The 15062-nt window shown below is 35.5% G+C and carries 17 protein-coding genes and 1 tRNA gene; 15 read left to right on the top strand and 3 right to left on the bottom strand.

The genetic code is table 11. The annotated features are described in order from the left end of the window. Positions 1-25: 25 nt before the first annotated feature. Both OZD63_RS04270 and OZD63_RS04265 read right to left on the bottom strand, forming a co-directional pair. The gene (locus OZD63_RS04270) at positions 26-418 is read right to left on the bottom strand and encodes a hypothetical protein (RefSeq protein WP_275008212.1); all 393 of its coding nucleotides are present in this window, start codon (positions 416-418) and stop codon (positions 26-28) included. 85 nt (positions 419-503) lie between these two features. Then, entirely contained in the window at positions 504-1955 is a 1452-nt protein-coding gene (locus tag OZD63_RS04265; protein WP_275008211.1) for a replicative DNA helicase, read from the bottom strand. A 114-nt stretch (positions 1956-2069) separates the two neighbouring features. On the opposite strand from OZD63_RS04265, the gene OZD63_RS04260 reads away from it, so the two are divergent. The 5 genes from OZD63_RS04260 (at position 2070) to OZD63_RS04240 (ending at position 4213) form a co-directional block, all read left to right on the top strand. Then, positions 2070-2152, top strand: a tRNA-Leu gene (locus OZD63_RS04260). A 24-nt stretch (positions 2153-2176) separates the two neighbouring features. Beyond that, positions 2177-2773: an RDD family protein gene (locus tag OZD63_RS04255; protein ID WP_275008210.1), complete on the top strand. Its 597-nt coding sequence runs from the start codon at positions 2177-2179 to the stop codon at positions 2771-2773. Between the two features lie 142 nt (positions 2774-2915). Next, positions 2916-3113: a hypothetical protein gene (locus tag OZD63_RS04250; RefSeq protein WP_275008208.1), complete on the top strand. Its 198-nt coding sequence runs from the start codon at positions 2916-2918 to the stop codon at positions 3111-3113. Beyond that, positions 3088-3762 carry a RadC family protein gene (gene radC / locus OZD63_RS04245; protein WP_006280440.1) on the top strand — a complete coding sequence of 225 codons (675 nt, stop codon included), beginning with the start codon at positions 3088-3090 and terminating at the stop codon, positions 3760-3762. The genes OZD63_RS04250 and radC overlap by 26 nt, the downstream gene beginning before the upstream one ends. Before the next feature lie 160 nt (positions 3763-3922). Further along, the gene (locus tag OZD63_RS04240) at positions 3923-4213 is read left to right on the top strand and encodes a GIY-YIG nuclease family protein (RefSeq protein WP_274979931.1); all 291 of its coding nucleotides are present in this window, start codon (positions 3923-3925) and stop codon (positions 4211-4213) included. Between the two features lie 183 nt (positions 4214-4396). Here the strand turns inward: OZD63_RS04240 and OZD63_RS04235 are convergent, their stop codons facing one another. After that, positions 4397-7801, bottom strand: a complete 3405-nt coding sequence (locus OZD63_RS04235) for a UvrD-helicase domain-containing protein (protein ID WP_274979932.1) — start codon at positions 7799-7801, stop codon at positions 4397-4399. Between the two features lie 81 nt (positions 7802-7882). On the opposite strand from OZD63_RS04235, the gene OZD63_RS04230 reads away from it, so the two are divergent. From OZD63_RS04230 to OZD63_RS04185, 10 genes are all read left to right on the top strand, one after another. Beyond that, on the top strand, positions 7883-8749 hold the full coding sequence (locus tag OZD63_RS04230; protein ID WP_274979933.1) for a 4-(cytidine 5'-diphospho)-2-C-methyl-D-erythritol kinase: 867 nt from the start codon (positions 7883-7885) through the stop codon (positions 8747-8749). Between the two features lie 3 nt (positions 8750-8752). Then, positions 8753-9118, top strand: coding sequence for an Mth938-like domain-containing protein (locus OZD63_RS04225; protein ID WP_274979934.1), 366 nt, complete (start codon positions 8753-8755; stop codon positions 9116-9118). Between the two features lies 1 nt (position 9119). Continuing rightward, a complete protein-coding gene (locus OZD63_RS04220; RefSeq protein WP_182320374.1) occupies positions 9120-9920 on the top strand; it encodes a metal ABC transporter permease in 801 nt (266 codons plus the stop codon). Between the two features lie 98 nt (positions 9921-10018). Continuing rightward, positions 10019-10231 (top strand): hypothetical protein, encoded by a 213-nt coding sequence (locus OZD63_RS04215; protein WP_275008206.1) that lies wholly within the window; start codon positions 10019-10021, stop codon positions 10229-10231. Positions 10232-10236: 5 nt separating this feature from the next. Then, positions 10237-11229 carry a DNA polymerase III subunit delta gene (holA, locus tag OZD63_RS04210; RefSeq protein ID WP_275008205.1) on the top strand — a complete coding sequence of 331 codons (993 nt, stop codon included), beginning with the start codon at positions 10237-10239 and terminating at the stop codon, positions 11227-11229. A gap of 169 nt (positions 11230-11398) precedes the next feature. Beyond that, positions 11399-11650 carry a hypothetical protein gene (locus tag OZD63_RS04205; RefSeq protein ID WP_274979937.1) on the top strand — a complete coding sequence of 84 codons (252 nt, stop codon included), beginning with the start codon at positions 11399-11401 and terminating at the stop codon, positions 11648-11650. A gap of 54 nt (positions 11651-11704) precedes the next feature. After that, complete coding sequence (locus OZD63_RS04200) at positions 11705-12433, top strand: Fic family protein (protein WP_275008216.1); 729 nt, start codon at positions 11705-11707, stop codon at positions 12431-12433. A gap of 727 nt (positions 12434-13160) precedes the next feature. Continuing rightward, on the top strand, positions 13161-13946 hold the full coding sequence (dapB, locus tag OZD63_RS04195; RefSeq protein ID WP_010962542.1) for a 4-hydroxy-tetrahydrodipicolinate reductase: 786 nt from the start codon (positions 13161-13163) through the stop codon (positions 13944-13946). Then, positions 13943-14701, top strand: coding sequence for a phosphate ABC transporter ATP-binding protein PstB (gene pstB, locus OZD63_RS04190; protein ID WP_274979940.1), 759 nt, complete (start codon positions 13943-13945; stop codon positions 14699-14701). The genes dapB and pstB overlap by 4 nt, the downstream gene beginning before the upstream one ends. Before the next feature lie 78 nt (positions 14702-14779). Beyond that, positions 14780-15062, top strand: a 283-nt coding sequence (locus OZD63_RS04185; RefSeq protein WP_274979865.1) for a transposase, incomplete at its 3' end; no start/stop codon positions are given.

The raw sequence follows: 15062 nt of genomic DNA, 5'->3' as shown, positions 1-15062 counted from the left end.
AGCTTGCAAATGATTGTCCTTTCCTTCATTTCTCTCCTATTACGAAGATTTTAAACAGGTTCTTAGAATTTTCTTCCTCTTTAGCTTTTACTTCCGCTTCTTTTTTAGCTAGTTGAGTTTTTTGCCCAGAAATTGTTTGCTCTTGAGCTTTCATTTTATTTTTTAACTCAGAATTTGTTTTGTTCTCACTAATTGCTTTATACGAAAGTACAATAGTTACAACAGAAAACACAGCATAACCAATAATAAATGGCAGGCCAACACTTAATGCTGCAACTGGAGCTAAGAAACCAATATAAGGAGCTGCAGCAAACACTCCAGATGCTAATAAAGTGAAAGTAGCCAGAGTTCCAGCTATACAATAGGGTACATTGTTTTTATTCATCATCTCACGTATTATAAAATATAATACCATCATAAAAGGATTTTTAAGAAGTTGTCAAGCTGTCTTTACATAAAAAAAAATAATTGATAAACTTGGGAACAAGAAGATTGCTGCCAAGCTATGAACTATGCCTTTCCGTGTAATCTTTAAATGCACCTCTGTTAGAGTCAAAATATAGCTTCACACTGCCAATTGGTCCATTTCTCTGCTTTGCAATAATGAGCTCTGCAATGTTTCTAATTTTTTCCATTTTCTCTTGCCATTCCCGATGTTTATTGTTTCCTTCATTTGGCTGTTTTCTTAGTTCATAATACTCTTCTCTATAGAGAAACATTACTATATCTGCGTCTTGCTCTATGCTCCCTGAATCACGTAAATCAGAAAGTTGTGGTTTTTTATCATCCCTCTGCTCAACAGAACGAGAGAGCTGAGATAGTGCAACAATGGGAATATTTAGCTCCTTTGCAATTGCTTTCAAACCCTGCGTCACTTCCGAGATTTCTTGCACTCTATTTTCATTACTCCTTTTTGTTGTTCCTCTGATTAGCTGCAAATAATCAATGAATACCACTTCTACATTATATAATTGATACAGCAAGCGTATTCTGGTGCGAAGGGCACTAATTGATAGCGCAGGGGTGTCATCTATGATGAAAGGCAGTTCAGATAATTCTGTACTAGTATTGATAAATTCATGCAATTCAAAATCACTAATTCTCCCGGTTAATGCCTTATAATAACTAATCCCTGAATCTATAGTGATCAGCCTTGCAGTTAATTGCTCTGCTGACATTTCAAGCGAGAAAAACGCTACATAGTGTTGCTTATCTGCTCTTTTTTGCAACATCTTACAAGCATTAAGTGCGATGTTTAGCGCCAATGCTGTTTTACCCATAGAAGGCCTTGCAGCTAAAATTAATAAATCAGATTTTTGTAGACCACCAAGAAGCTGATTTAGATCTTGAAGTCCGGTTGTAACGCCTAGCGCTTCTGGATTATTTTTCAGTGTGCTGATCTTCTCAACTACATCTTTAATTGAACTTGCAAGTTTTATATATGTTTTCTCACCTTGTTTTTTTACTGCCAAATTGAACAATTTTGTCATTGCTTGTTCAATTTGCGCCTGTGCAGGATTTTCAATATCGTAGTTGTAGCTATCACCAACTATTTCTTGCCCGAGCTTAATTAAACATCTCCTTAAGTAAGTATCACGGATTATTCTAGTCAAACTATAGATATCAAGCGCAATACTTGCCTTCGCTGCAAGCTTTGCTAAGTACTCTACCCCACCACATTCGGTAAACGCTTGGTCGTTCTCAAAAAACATTTTGAGGCTCAGTTCATTGGCAACTATACCGTGTTTCCTGATTTTAGATATTTGCGTAAAAATACTTTGATGCAGTGGATCATAGAAATTTTCTGCTGTAATTGTGTCTTCAACTGCATCACAGATTCTATTATCACGAATCATTGCACCAATAAGCATCTGTTCAGCTTCTAGATTATGCGGTAATTTACATATTTCCTTTTCTACACTTCTTGAACCCAAGAGACTAGCTAATTCATTCATTTTAAGTTTTGAGAGTAACTGTTGATTATTGTAGAATATTTAGTCCTCATTTGAAAGATGTAAAGGCAAAAAAATTTGACTAATTCCGTGTTGCCTATAGCATTAAAACTTAATGCCCCTGTGGTGGAATGGTAGACACGGCAGACTCAAAATCTGTTGCTTGCAAAAGCATGCTGGTTCAAGTCCGGCCAGGGGCACGTTAAATATTGGAAAGTGTATATATGTTGCATAAATTTTTTGATCGTTTATTTTCTATTTTTTCTTCTATAAATGTTATTCAAAAGGTAAAGAAAGATGAAAATGGGATATGTTATGTAACGGGCCTCAGGCGCTATATATCAGTATTGCTTGATTTAATTATTATCGTTTTGTTCTTGCAGTTTTGCAGCCAAGCCTTAAATCAGCTCTTTATGAACTCAGAGGATAGCAAAATATTAAGTCAAATTGCTGCAAAATCCCCAATGCAAGCACCACTGTCTGCGGAAGAAAAGACAACGCAGAGTAGACTTATAAAATTACTAATCCTAAATCAAATAGTCCAGTTTATTATGCTCTTTTGCTATGTAATATATATGTGGGTAAGGTTTGCTGCTACATCTGGAAAACTATTACTTGGGCTTAGAGTTGTGGATGCACAAACTTTCGAAAAGATAACTTTAAGACAAGCAACAAAGAGATTTTTTTCCTTTATATTGTCAGTTGCACCATTATTCTTGGGCTTTTTATGGTCAAATTTCAACAAACGCTGTCAAACTTGGCACGATAAGATCGCAGGCACAGTGGTTGTCACGAGTAAAAGCCTTAGAAGGCAGAGCTAAAAACTACTTGACACCCTTCGCCAGCCCCTTTATCATGATACTGAAGGTGTTCATTTGTCTTCAATCTGTGCAGATTAAACGACAACAGTATTACGTATTGGCGTCTTATTTTTAATTTTTTGCACTGTGTGCACGCACTGGGATGACACCTCTGGGCACTGCCGTCGTAAAGGAACCAGTGTCAGCTACTTTCATGACACCATTTGCTGTCTTTAAAAATGAATGTTCTTACAATTGTGCGTCATGCGCTTTATTAAATATTTTACTTAAAAATCTAATTTCTTATTATACAAGAGATAAGCAATTCATTGATGATGAAAAATTACAAAAAGGGGCATAGAAAGCGCCTAAGGGAGAAAATTATTTTAGATAATGGACAATCATTACTTGATTATGAGGTTTTAGAGCACATTTTATATTCAGCATACAGTAGAATTGATGTAAAGCCGATAGCAAAGAGTTTGATAGAAAATTTTGGCAGTTTGAATAAAGTTTTTAATGCTGACCTGGAAGCGCTGCAAAACGTTGATGGCGTCAGCAATGCAGCGATATCTGCCATCTTTTGTGTAAAACAAGCCTTTGTTCGTTCTGCAAGAGAAGAAATAAAAGACCTGCCTATAATCGATAACTGGGAAAAATTGCTTGATTATTTAAGAATAAGTATAGGAAGCCTCAATAAGGAAAATTTTCGCGTCATCTATATGAATAAAAAGTATCGTCTAATAGCGGAAGACCTGCAAAATATTGGTACAGTAGATCAAACTCCTCTTTATGTCAGAGAGATCATCAAGCGCGCACTTTTGATTGGTTCAACATCCATTGTAATATCTCACAATCATCCAAGCAGAGATACACAACCTTCAAATAGCGATATATCTCTCACTAGACAACTAGCAGAAGCTTGCCAAAGTATAGGAATAGAATTAATAGATCACATTATTATTACATTCAGTAGCTATTTTAGTTTCAAGGAAAATAGGTTGTTGTGAAAGCCTTTATAGCTACAGTAACTTAGATTTACCGACAATCGTCATTCCGCTACGTGTTAGCGGGATCTATCTGCGGCGGCATGATGGTAAGTTTTATTGTGGTACGATGGTGTAGTATAATGTTGGTAAACCTCAGTTACTTTAGCTATAAACGATTAAGATGAAGTTATCATATATCTATATACTTACAAATAAAGCTAATAGCACATTATATATTGGTGTAACTGCAAATTTGATCAAGAGGATTTGGGAACACAAAAACAAAATTGTTTCAGGTTTTACATCAAGATATAATGTAAATAAATTTGTATATTTTGAAGAGTTTGAAGATATAAGTTTAGCTATTGCAAGAGAAAGGCGCCTGAAAGAATGGCCAAGGCAGTGGAAAATTAATTTGATCAATCAAAAGAATCCTAGCTGGATTGACTTATATTACTTAGCTTTAAGATAGCTATGCTGAGATCCCGCTACTTGTTAGCGGGATCTATCCGCAGCGGTATGACGTAGGACTGCTGTCATTCCGCTACGTGTTAGCGGCTGAGATACCGCGAATGAATCGCGGTATGACGGTCTGCGGCGGTATGACGGTTCGCGGTGGTATGACGTAGTAGCTATTTCTTGCAATCAAGTTTCGTTAAAAGTCAGATTGAATGGTTAAATCTTCCACCCAAATAACCACGCACTCTATTTGCTTGTTTGGATATATTTCTTGTACTAAGGTTTTATAGATTAACATCTGTTTTTTTATTTCATTTAATAAGGAAACAGAAACGTTACGGTGTGATTTGTAGTCAATTATGATTGCTTTATCTTGCGTTATGCATAGCCTATCTAGTCGTACTAATACTGACTTGCCATCAATTGTTCCACTCAGCGTAATCTCTGATTTGCCTTCCAAGTCAAACAAATAGCCATATTTTTCATTAAAGGCTAATATTTTACTGTAAATTTTATCCTTATCTTCACCGATGTTATCAAGGTATTTTCTGACCCAATTTTTTCTCCTTTCTTTTTCTATCTTGGGCATATACTGCAATATGCTGTGAATAATCAGGCCTCTTGCATGACCATCTGTCATCCCAATGCTCCTTGTTGTCATTCCAGCACTCTCATCTGTCATTCCAATACCCCTGTCTGTCATTCTAATACCCCTATTTGTCATCCCAGTGCTTGACACTGGCTTTTTTTCTCCAGGTTCCAGCGTCACGTGCTGAAATGACATCGAAGAGTGAGTAGCTGATGCTGGCTTTTCTTCTTTTTTACTGGATCCCAGTGTCAAGCACTGGGATGACAGGGGAGGACGCTGGGATGACACCGAAGAGTGGGCTAAAGCTGGTGGAAGGGAAATGACCGGAACGTCAAAGTAATCACGTTTTTTATAAATGTAAGGGTAGTTTGCATTCACGCATAATACTTCAACTTTTTCTTTAAATACTGGCCGTAAACCCCTTTGTTTCCTTTTATATGGTTCTCCATACTTAGTGATTAGATCATACCAAGAGCCCTTTTGCACTGGCTCTTTACTTAAGATGTATAACTCATCTTCAGCACGCGTGAGTGCTACGTATAATAAACGCAAATATTCATTATAATCCTCTAGTTTTTTCTCTCTTTTTACTTGATCGCAATAAGCGTTGTTGTTTTTTCCACACCAAAATGGTGCTTTCGTTCCATCAAAGATAATGCTTTCACTGTTTCTTGGCACTGTGTTTGTATCAACCAAAAATACTATGGGAGCTTGCAGACCTTTTGATTTGTGAATTGTCATTATTCGCACAGCATTGCGTTCTGATTGCATATCATTCTTAATCTCCGGATTATTCTCCTTGATCCATTGAACGAACGCTTGAAGAGATGGGTTCTCAAATTGCAACACAAGGTTCATAAATTCGTCTAGAACCTCGAAGCACTCAAGACCTAGCCTTGCAGCAAATTTCTTCTTACCTGTGCGCAGTATATGCGTGAATAATGCGAGAGGGGATTCTGTGCGAGATAAGTTAATAAGATAGTTTAATTCACTATAGATAACCACAGAATAATCCTGAATTCTTTCCCATAGTGAATGCTCTTTACGGTCGTATGCAATGTTAAATAAATCATCCTCGGTGAAATTAAATAGCGGTGATTTTAAAGCATTTGCAAGAGCTAGATCATTTGCCTGGAGGAGTAAAAATTCGGTCAAAGCTATTAAGTCCTGCACGGCTATATAGTCCATAATTCTAAAATAATCTCGGCCTACAACTGGCACATTTGCTTTTTTAAGTTCGCTTATTATGTAATCAACTAACACGTTTCGTTGTCGCACCAAAATCATAATGTCTCTTGGCTCTATATGGCGATCTTTAGCGACTAAAATTCGCCCTTCATTTAACCAATTGTGAATTCTGTTGGCTATTGTTTGAGCAAGTAATCGGTCTGCTATTATATAATTTTCCCTGCATGTCAGAGGAATTTGTAAAGCTTGCTGTTCTTTCTCTTTGCGCCTTGGTAACGCTGGCCAAATTTCAATATATCCTTGGTCATTTTCTCTATGTGGAACATGTTTTATTTCATTATCATTAAAAGATATTTCTGCGCGGAAGTTATTAAATATTCTATCTACAAGCATCAAAACTTCTGGAGTTGAACGAAATGACTTTTCAAGTTGGCATGATATCCAATCTCTACCACCAGTTTTCGTATGAAAGTATTGTTGCATATAGTTGAATAGATGGGGATTTGCTCCTTGAAATCTGTATATGGATTGTTTTACGTCACCAACAACAAATAAGGTTCGCTTTTCATCATTACCGGCAAAAAATTCATCGCAGAGATTTGTTATAATTTTCCACTGACTGATGCTATTGTCTTGTGCCTCGTCAACAAGGATGTGATCTATTTTTTGATCTAAGTTAAACAATACCCAATCTTTATGATCTGGGTCGCTGAGAAGATTTGTTGCTAAGTCAATTATATCATTGTAGTCAAGCAGTGCATTTTTTGATTTTTCACTATTATATAAATCAACATATACTTTAAATACACCAAGTAAGCTACTGGTTCTCTTGAATATTTGATAAGAGTTCATGTCTCTTATATGGGTAAATACTACATTCTGAACGCTCTCTATTATTTGCTCTGCATCTTTGAATTTCTCCAAAATACTTTTTGTTGCAATGGATGATATGCTCTTTTTTTCGTGCGATTCTGATTTGAGAAATACCTTGGCTAGGTTTTCTATTTTGGTGTCATTCCACTTTATTCCGGTGTCATCCGAGTAGCTGACACTGGTTCTTTTTTTCTGGATCCCAGCTGGGATGACAGTAGAATAAAGTATTTCACTATAACTCTGATCTCTTTTACTGCCTTCACTTAATATCTCGGCTAGTCTCCCCACGTGCTCAATTGTTTCACTCTGTAAGTCATGAATTCCATCTGGGGCGCTCAATTTATCTTTGATATATTTCGAATCATTTGCTGATATCGATCTTTTTATACATAAAGTATAAAGCAAATCGCGTAGTTTATTTTCATCAATTTCAGTTGCAATAAGGTTGATATCATCCTGCACAGTTTCGTTATGAAGCACTTTATTGAATATGATGGAATGTAATTCTTTGCATTCGCTCAGCGTGCAATTTGGAGCAATGCCAGCTTCTATAGGAAAGCTGGAGATTAATTTGTAACAGAAAGCGTGTATGGTTTGTATAGTTAGACCAAGATTTTCCAGTTCAGAGAAAAGCCTTCTTGCTCTTGTTAAATAATCTTTATTTTTTCTGGATCCCAGTGTCACGCACTGGGATGACATTGGAAAGAAATCTAGTTGTTCTAGATCTGCTGCCAACACACTATCTGAACATATTGCCCACTTACTGAGTATGCTGTGAATGCGATTCTCCATTTCGTTTGCTGCAGCATTGGTGAATGTTAAGCAAAGAATATTTCTTTTGTTTTCTAATAAAAGTCTCAATACTCTGTCTATTAAGATTTTTGTTTTGCCTGTACCAGCGGACGCATTTACCCACACAGAGAAATTAGGATTTATGGCATTTGATCTCATCAGAAGTGCGAGAACCTTATAAAAGTTGACTAGAATAGCATTATACATATAATGTAAAAATAGTGTTAGTGAAGATATATAATGAAAAGTTTTTGTGTAAAGGCGCCTGCAAAAATCAATCTTTTTTTGCATGTTGTAGACAAAAAAGAAACAGGGTATCACTTGATTGAAGGTTTATTTGTCTTTGCTAATCTCTCTAATTTTTTGGAAATAAAAGTAGGTGAGGAGGATTCTAGATACGATAACTCTACAGTTGAATTTATAAACTCCGAGTCTAAAATAAATAACCAATATAACACTGTAATGAAAGCGGTTAATCTGCTGCTTAGGCATGCTCCTGTACGCACTAAAGTCACTGTAAAGGTTGTAAAAAACATACCAATTGCTGCAGGACTTGGTAGCGGATCCTCAGATGCTGGAGCTGTGGTACGTACGCTAGGGAAGCTGTGGGAGATTGATAGGACGATTTTAAATGAAATAGCCTTAAACGTTGGTGCTGATGTTCCCGCAAGCGTAGATAGCAAGCCAGTTTTTGTTAGAGGTATTGGCGAAGAATTATGCCACATTAAAAAATTCTCTTTACCTACAAATGTGGTGCTTGTGAAACCGAAAAAAAAGTTTTTGAGTACACCAGAGGTATTTTCCAAACATGAAGGAAAATTTTCTGAGCCAATTAAATGGAGCGATGACGCTGAAAAGGATTTGTTGAAGCTTCTTAAAGAGACGAGAAACGATCTTCAAGAAATAGCAATAAGCTTTGTACCTGAAATTAAGGATGTGATATCAACACTTGAGTCACAAGAAGGCTCTATACTTTCTCGCATGTCAGGCAGTGGTGTATCATGTTTTGGAATATTCGATAGTGAGGAAAATGCAAAAGTTGCTGCAGTTAATATCGGAAAAAAGCAACCAGAATGGTGGGTATGTGACACTCAATTAATAGTTTGACTTATGGATATAACTCCCTTAATTTCCGAGAATAAAAATCTTATAAATGGTTACAGGGAAGGAAAATTTTTGGTAAACAATCAAGAATATTATGGCTCAATTATAATTTTTCCTGAAAAGGTGATTAAATTGAAAGAAAGTGATGTAAACAGCAAGGAGTATTTTGAATCTTTTTTAACAGAGGAAATAGAAATTTTGTTAATAGGTACTGGTAAAACACGCAATATACTATGTTCTTCAGTGAAGTCCTATCTTATGGAACAAAAAGGTTTAAATTTTGAATTTATGACAACAGGTTCTGCATGCAGAACCCATAATGTTCTGATATCCGAAGATAGATTTGTTGTCAGTTATCTAATAGCCATATAGCATGCTTACCCAGGACTTTTTCATCAATAGTCTAGTTGCAGTAGTCGTAATTAGCCTAGTAACAGGCGCTTTAGGATCGTTTATGATATGGCAAAGGTTATCTTATCTTGGTGATAGTTTGTCCCATTCTTCGTTGCTTGGTGTTGCACTTGCTTTAATCTTTAAGATTAGCCCATCGCTTAGCATAATGCTCATTGCAATTACATTTGCTATACTACTTTCTCTTAATTTTAACAGATTATATTCTGCTGATACGATATTGAACATTGTTACCAATGTAGTTTTATCATCGAGTTTAATACTTATGTCTTTTCTTCCATCTGGCAATAATAGTATTATTAGCTCACTGTTTGGTGATATATTAACGCTCGATCAAAGTGATATAGTATTGATTTTTTTAACCTCTGCAGTAGTTACTTTGATATTAATATTTAGATGGCGTTATTGGTTAATGATTTCAATTAATCAAGATTTAGCAGTAGTTGAGAAGATTAATGTCAATTTTGTTAGACTAGAATTTTTAATCACTCTTGCTATATTTATAGCAATTGCTGCCCAATTAATAGGGATATTACTCATTGCTGCATTTTTGCTAATACCAGCAGCATCTGCAAGGCTCATTTCGAAAACTCCAATGGAGATGATTATTGTTGCAACAGTTTTTTCTGTAATCTCTGGGATATCAGGTCTCATGTTATCTGCAAGTTTTGATTTGTTAACTGGACCTGCAATTATACTTGTTGCAGCGGTATATTTAATTATCGCTTATTTTATAAGGCTAGTATTAAGCAGGTTGGCTTAATTTTAGTCTCGAATGTTAATAATTTTGTAATATACTCATTATAAAGCATCACTATCTTAGCACAAAATAGTTTTTGCTATACTATTATTTATATGCTAATGATAAGTTGTTGGCTTTATGGAGTAAGCAATATGAGCGAAGAAGGATTTTTTTCTAAATATATATCTAAGCCTGTGAAAAAATTTTATAATTATATTACAGGAAAAACAGAAGAGTCGGATAATGTGCAGAGTACGGCAGATGATATTGTACAAGAAAGCTCAGAGTCTTTGGATACTCATGTACAGTCAAATGAGAGTGATATCATATAGATAGCATGAGGGTCACACCATCCAAAGTTAAAAAATTCCTAGAGGAACCTGATGCTTTAAGTGGTGTGTTGATTCATGGAAGTGATAACAGTAAGGTTGGTTTTTATGTACAGGAAATAATTGCTAATTTGGATGAGTATTCAGTTCAGGTGATGGATTTTGCAATAGTGAATAAGTCACCCGGTTTACTGTTTCCTGAATTGGCAAACATTTCGATGTTTACCAGCAAAAAATTAATTAAGCTGATAAATGTGAGTGGAGGTATATCCAAAGAGTTAAAAAACGTATTGGATTATAATGCAAGTGGTCATTATGTAATGATGGTAGCAAGTGATCTTCCATATAATTCTGCAACCAAAAGTTATATGGAGAGTTCAAAAATTTTTGGTGTGATTGCTTGCTATAAGGACAGCAACAGCAATCTTTATGACATCATATCAAGTTACTTAAAACAAAATGATATAAAATGCACAGATGAGATAATCTACCATTTGCAATCTTACTTTAATCATAGCAAGCTGCCTGTATGTTCAGAACTTGAAAAGTTAGTTTTGTACTTAGGGGAGAGAAAAGACCTAAAACTTACTGATATAGAATTGTGCTTTTCAACTTCCGGCAACGACTATGCTACACTTGATGATCTATGCTCTGCCATAGCAAGTAAAGATATGTCGCGCTTCATTAGAATTTCTGATGTATTGATATCGCAAGAAAATTTTTCACCGATAGCGCTGATTCGTATTATATCAAATTACTTTTTGCGTCTTGAAAACGTTTTGCTGTCAGTGCAAGGTGGAATGAGTAAGCAGGTTGCAATTGATCAGCTAAGCCCTCCATTGTTTTTTAAACAATTGCAGAGCTTTAAATCTCATTTGAAAAGTTTGCAACTTTCAGAACTTAAGAAGATCTTGGAAAAATTGATAAGCTTAGAAGTTACCTGTAAAAAAACTGATTTAGATCATAAAATGATTTTTCAACATGCACTGACGAGTAGCTGACTACTCAGATCCAGCCTTTCTTATAATTTCATCAAAATGTTGTATTTTAACATAAAATAGCTGCTTTTATGCCTACCAAAATTCATTCTTTAGTGTGTGTCTCACAAGTATTCTTTGCTAATAGGATATTTTCAAATATAATTGAATATAACTAGATAAAAATACAGATATGTTTGACATTTCAAAAATTGTAATAACACCTGAAATGTTAAAATTAGTTGCTGAAATTGATGAATTTAAAGGAGCATGGCAATTGTTTGGTAATTTAGCTCCAGAACGTTTACAAATGCTCAAGAAAATTGCAACAATTGAAAGTATTGGTTCTTCTACCCGTATTGAAGGGGCAAAGCTATCAGACCGTGAAATTGAACAATTATTATCCAAACTTGATACACGCTCATTTCGTTCTCTAGATGAATGAGAAATAGCCGGATATGCGTATGTGTGTGAAGAAGTATTTCAAAACTTTAACAAGATGCCATTTACAGAAAACACTATAAAACAGTTTCATATCCGGCTTTTACAATTTTCATATAAAGATCAAAGGCACATGGGAGAATATAAAAAATCTCCCAATCATGTTGAGGCGTTTGATGAATCTGGAAAAAGCTTGGGCATAGTTTTTGAAACAGCCTCTCCGCTTGAGACAGCGACACAAATGCAAGAACTTATTTATTGGACTAGCCAACAATTAGAAGTAAAATCGTTACATCCTCTATTAATTATTGGCATTTTTATAGTTACTTTTTTAGCTATTCATCCCTTCCAGGATGGAAATGGCAGATTATCACGCATTCTCACAACTTTCTTGTTACTAAAGTTAGGGTATATCTATGTACCTTACAGTTCCCTTGAAAGTAATAAGGAGAGTTACTACTTGGCTTTGCGTCGTACTCAACAATCCTTGAAGACGAGCAGCAATGATTTTAATCCATGGCTTATGTTCTTTTTAAGGTCACTACAAAAGCAAAAATTTTATCTTGAACAAAAGGTGTCACATGAAAAAGTGTTAAATCTCTATTTACCACCACTTTCTGCTGAAATACTAGCACTACTCAGCAAACATGGACGTCTTACAATTAAGGATTTGGAAAATATTACTAAAGCAAACTGCAATACCTTAAAGAAGCACGTATCTAATCTCGTAAAGAGTAATCACATCACTCAGCATGGAAAAGGCAAAGCAACCTGGTATGTAATATAGAGCTCAACAGGATATGTATTCATTTTGAATTGTTAAATTATTCAGCTATAGAATATAGATCACAGCTGTACAAACATTGTAGTTTGAGCCCACTAGATCCCAGTGCCCTATTCTTGTCATCCCAGTGCCTTCTCCTGTCATCCCAGTGCCCAGACACTGGGATGGCTTTGTTGCATCGCTAGCTATGATGGATTAAAGATAAAAAAAGGTGGAGTATATCAGTAGCTTATTGTTCTGGTATTTACAACAAGAACGGTCAGTGAATACCTAAATTTGAGTAAAAGAAATTTCACTACCACTCACTAATCCGGCTAAAATTCAAGAATTTCAATGCTTTAGCTATTTTCAATAGAATTAAGTTTATTAATATAAATAACAAATTACTATTCTTAAATTTGATCAGATTGATTGCAAAAAAACAAGATTTTCAATAAGTTGCTCATAATCCTAATTATAGTTAGCCTTTCATAAGTAGCGATGCAACAAAGCCCACTGGGATCCAGAAAAGTTTGCTTGTAAGCAAGCAAACTAGCATAGAAAAACGTTTTCGATGAGATTGCAGAAAGGCTAGATTTCAGACTGGAATGACATCGTTCACTATGTACCATATTGCAATAGTTGTGGTCAAGGCACTGGGATCTGAAATTGCAGTGTTCGTACAGCTATAGAATATAGATCAGAAGTGACAGAGCTTAAAAAAAGGCCTAACATTCTTAATAAACGTAATATGAAAATCAGAGTTGGAGTAATAGGCTGCTTAGGCAGAATGGGCAAAAAAATACTCAATGAATTAATTACAAATACCAAAGTGGAAATAGCAGGTGCTGTTGCCCGTTCAGGTAGTAAGTACATAGATTCAGATATTGGACCAATTATAGCCAATCTAGGAATTAAAGTTACAAGTTCTATTAGTGGCATATTTGAGTCATCTGACGTTGTAATAGATTTTACAACTAAAGAATGTATGTTAGACTGCCTTAAAGCAGCTGTAAAATTTAAAACACCGCTGGTTAGTGGCACAACTGGAATAGAAGGTGTCGATTTGAAAGAATATGCTGCTGAAGTTCCAATATTATGGTCAGCAAATATGAGTGTTGGGGTTAATGTGTTGCTGAAATTGGTAAAAAAAGCTGCTGAGCTTTTAGGTAATGAATATGACGTTGAGATTTGGGAAATGCATCATAACTTAAAAAAGGATTCACCATCTGGAACAGCTATAGAACTTGGCAAAACAATTGCTAACGCTTCAAAAGTGGATTTTCAGTCCAATCAATATTTACATAGTGGTTCAAACATAAGGAAAAAGGGGGGAATAGGTTTTGCAGTATCTCGTGGAGGTGGAGTAATAGGAGATCACAGCGTGATGTTTGTTAATTCTGATGAACGGATAGAACTAAACCACAAAGCAATTGATCGCACAACATTTGCTAGAGGAGCTGTTCAAGCAGCAGTATGGCTATACGAAAATAAAAGAGAAATTCCGGGGCTCTATTCAATGCAGGATGTGATATGAGCAATACACGTGCCTCTGTTAAAGATTTAAATCTCTGGTACGGCTCTAAGCAAGTTTTATTCGATATAAATTTGAATATTTATAAAAGAAAAGTTACTACTTTTATCGGACCATCCGGGTGCGGTAAATCAACATTTTTGCGTTGTTTTAATCGTATGAATGACTATGTACCAGGTTGCAAAACTGTTGGTGAATTAGATATCGATGGGCTGGGTGATATATATTCACGCGATATGGATGTTGTACTACTTAGAGCAAAAGTTGGTATGGTATTTCAAAAGCCAAATCCTTTTCCAAAATCAATATATGATAATGTTGCTTATGGGCCAAAATTGCATGGTATGGCGAAGGATAAGCAAAAATTGAATGAGATGGTGGAAAATGGTTTAACCAAGGTTGGTTTATGGGAAGAATTGAAGGACAGATTGCAAGATAGCGCACTCAATTTATCCGGTGGCCAACAACAGAGGCTATGCATCGCTCGCGCAATTGCAGTGAAGCCAACTATTTTATTAATGGATGAACCGTGCTCTGCTCTTGATCCAATGGCAACCAATGCAATCGAAAATCTTATACAAGAGCTGAAATTAAGATTTACTATAATTATGGTGACTCATTCAATGAAGCAAGCTAAAAAGTTATCTGATAGTGTAATTTTCTTTCATAATGGCAGAATTGTTGAGTCTGGAAGCACTCAAGAAATATTCGAAAATGCTCAATCTCCCTTAACAAAGGAGTATATCCTGGATCATTAAATTTCTGACCTTACCCAGAAAAAGTGGAGAGAAAGAAAAGAGTTTTTCTGGGTAAAATAAAATTTTGGAGGATTAGAAATGGTAAGAGAATATACAGCAGAATTCAAATTGGAAGCTGTTAAACTGGCAAATGAACAAAGAAAGGCAGGTCAAACAATTACAAAAATAGCAAAGGATTTAGGAATAAAGGGTGGTTTATTAGGAAAATGGATAAAGAAACACAACGAAAAAAAGTCGGCAGCAGATGCATTTCCAGGTAGAGGTAACATGGCTCCTTACGACAAAGAGAGGTTTGATTTACAAAGCAAGAGTAACAAGGGAAAGAGACATTTAAAAAAAAGCCCTGGCCAGTCAAAAAGAG

The sequence above is a fragment of the Wolbachia endosymbiont of Drosophila leontia genome, assembly GCF_028981785.1.
Lineage (GTDB): Bacteria > Pseudomonadota > Alphaproteobacteria > Rickettsiales > Anaplasmataceae > Wolbachia > Wolbachia pipientis.
This window is presented reverse-complemented; position numbering and strand designations above follow the sequence as displayed.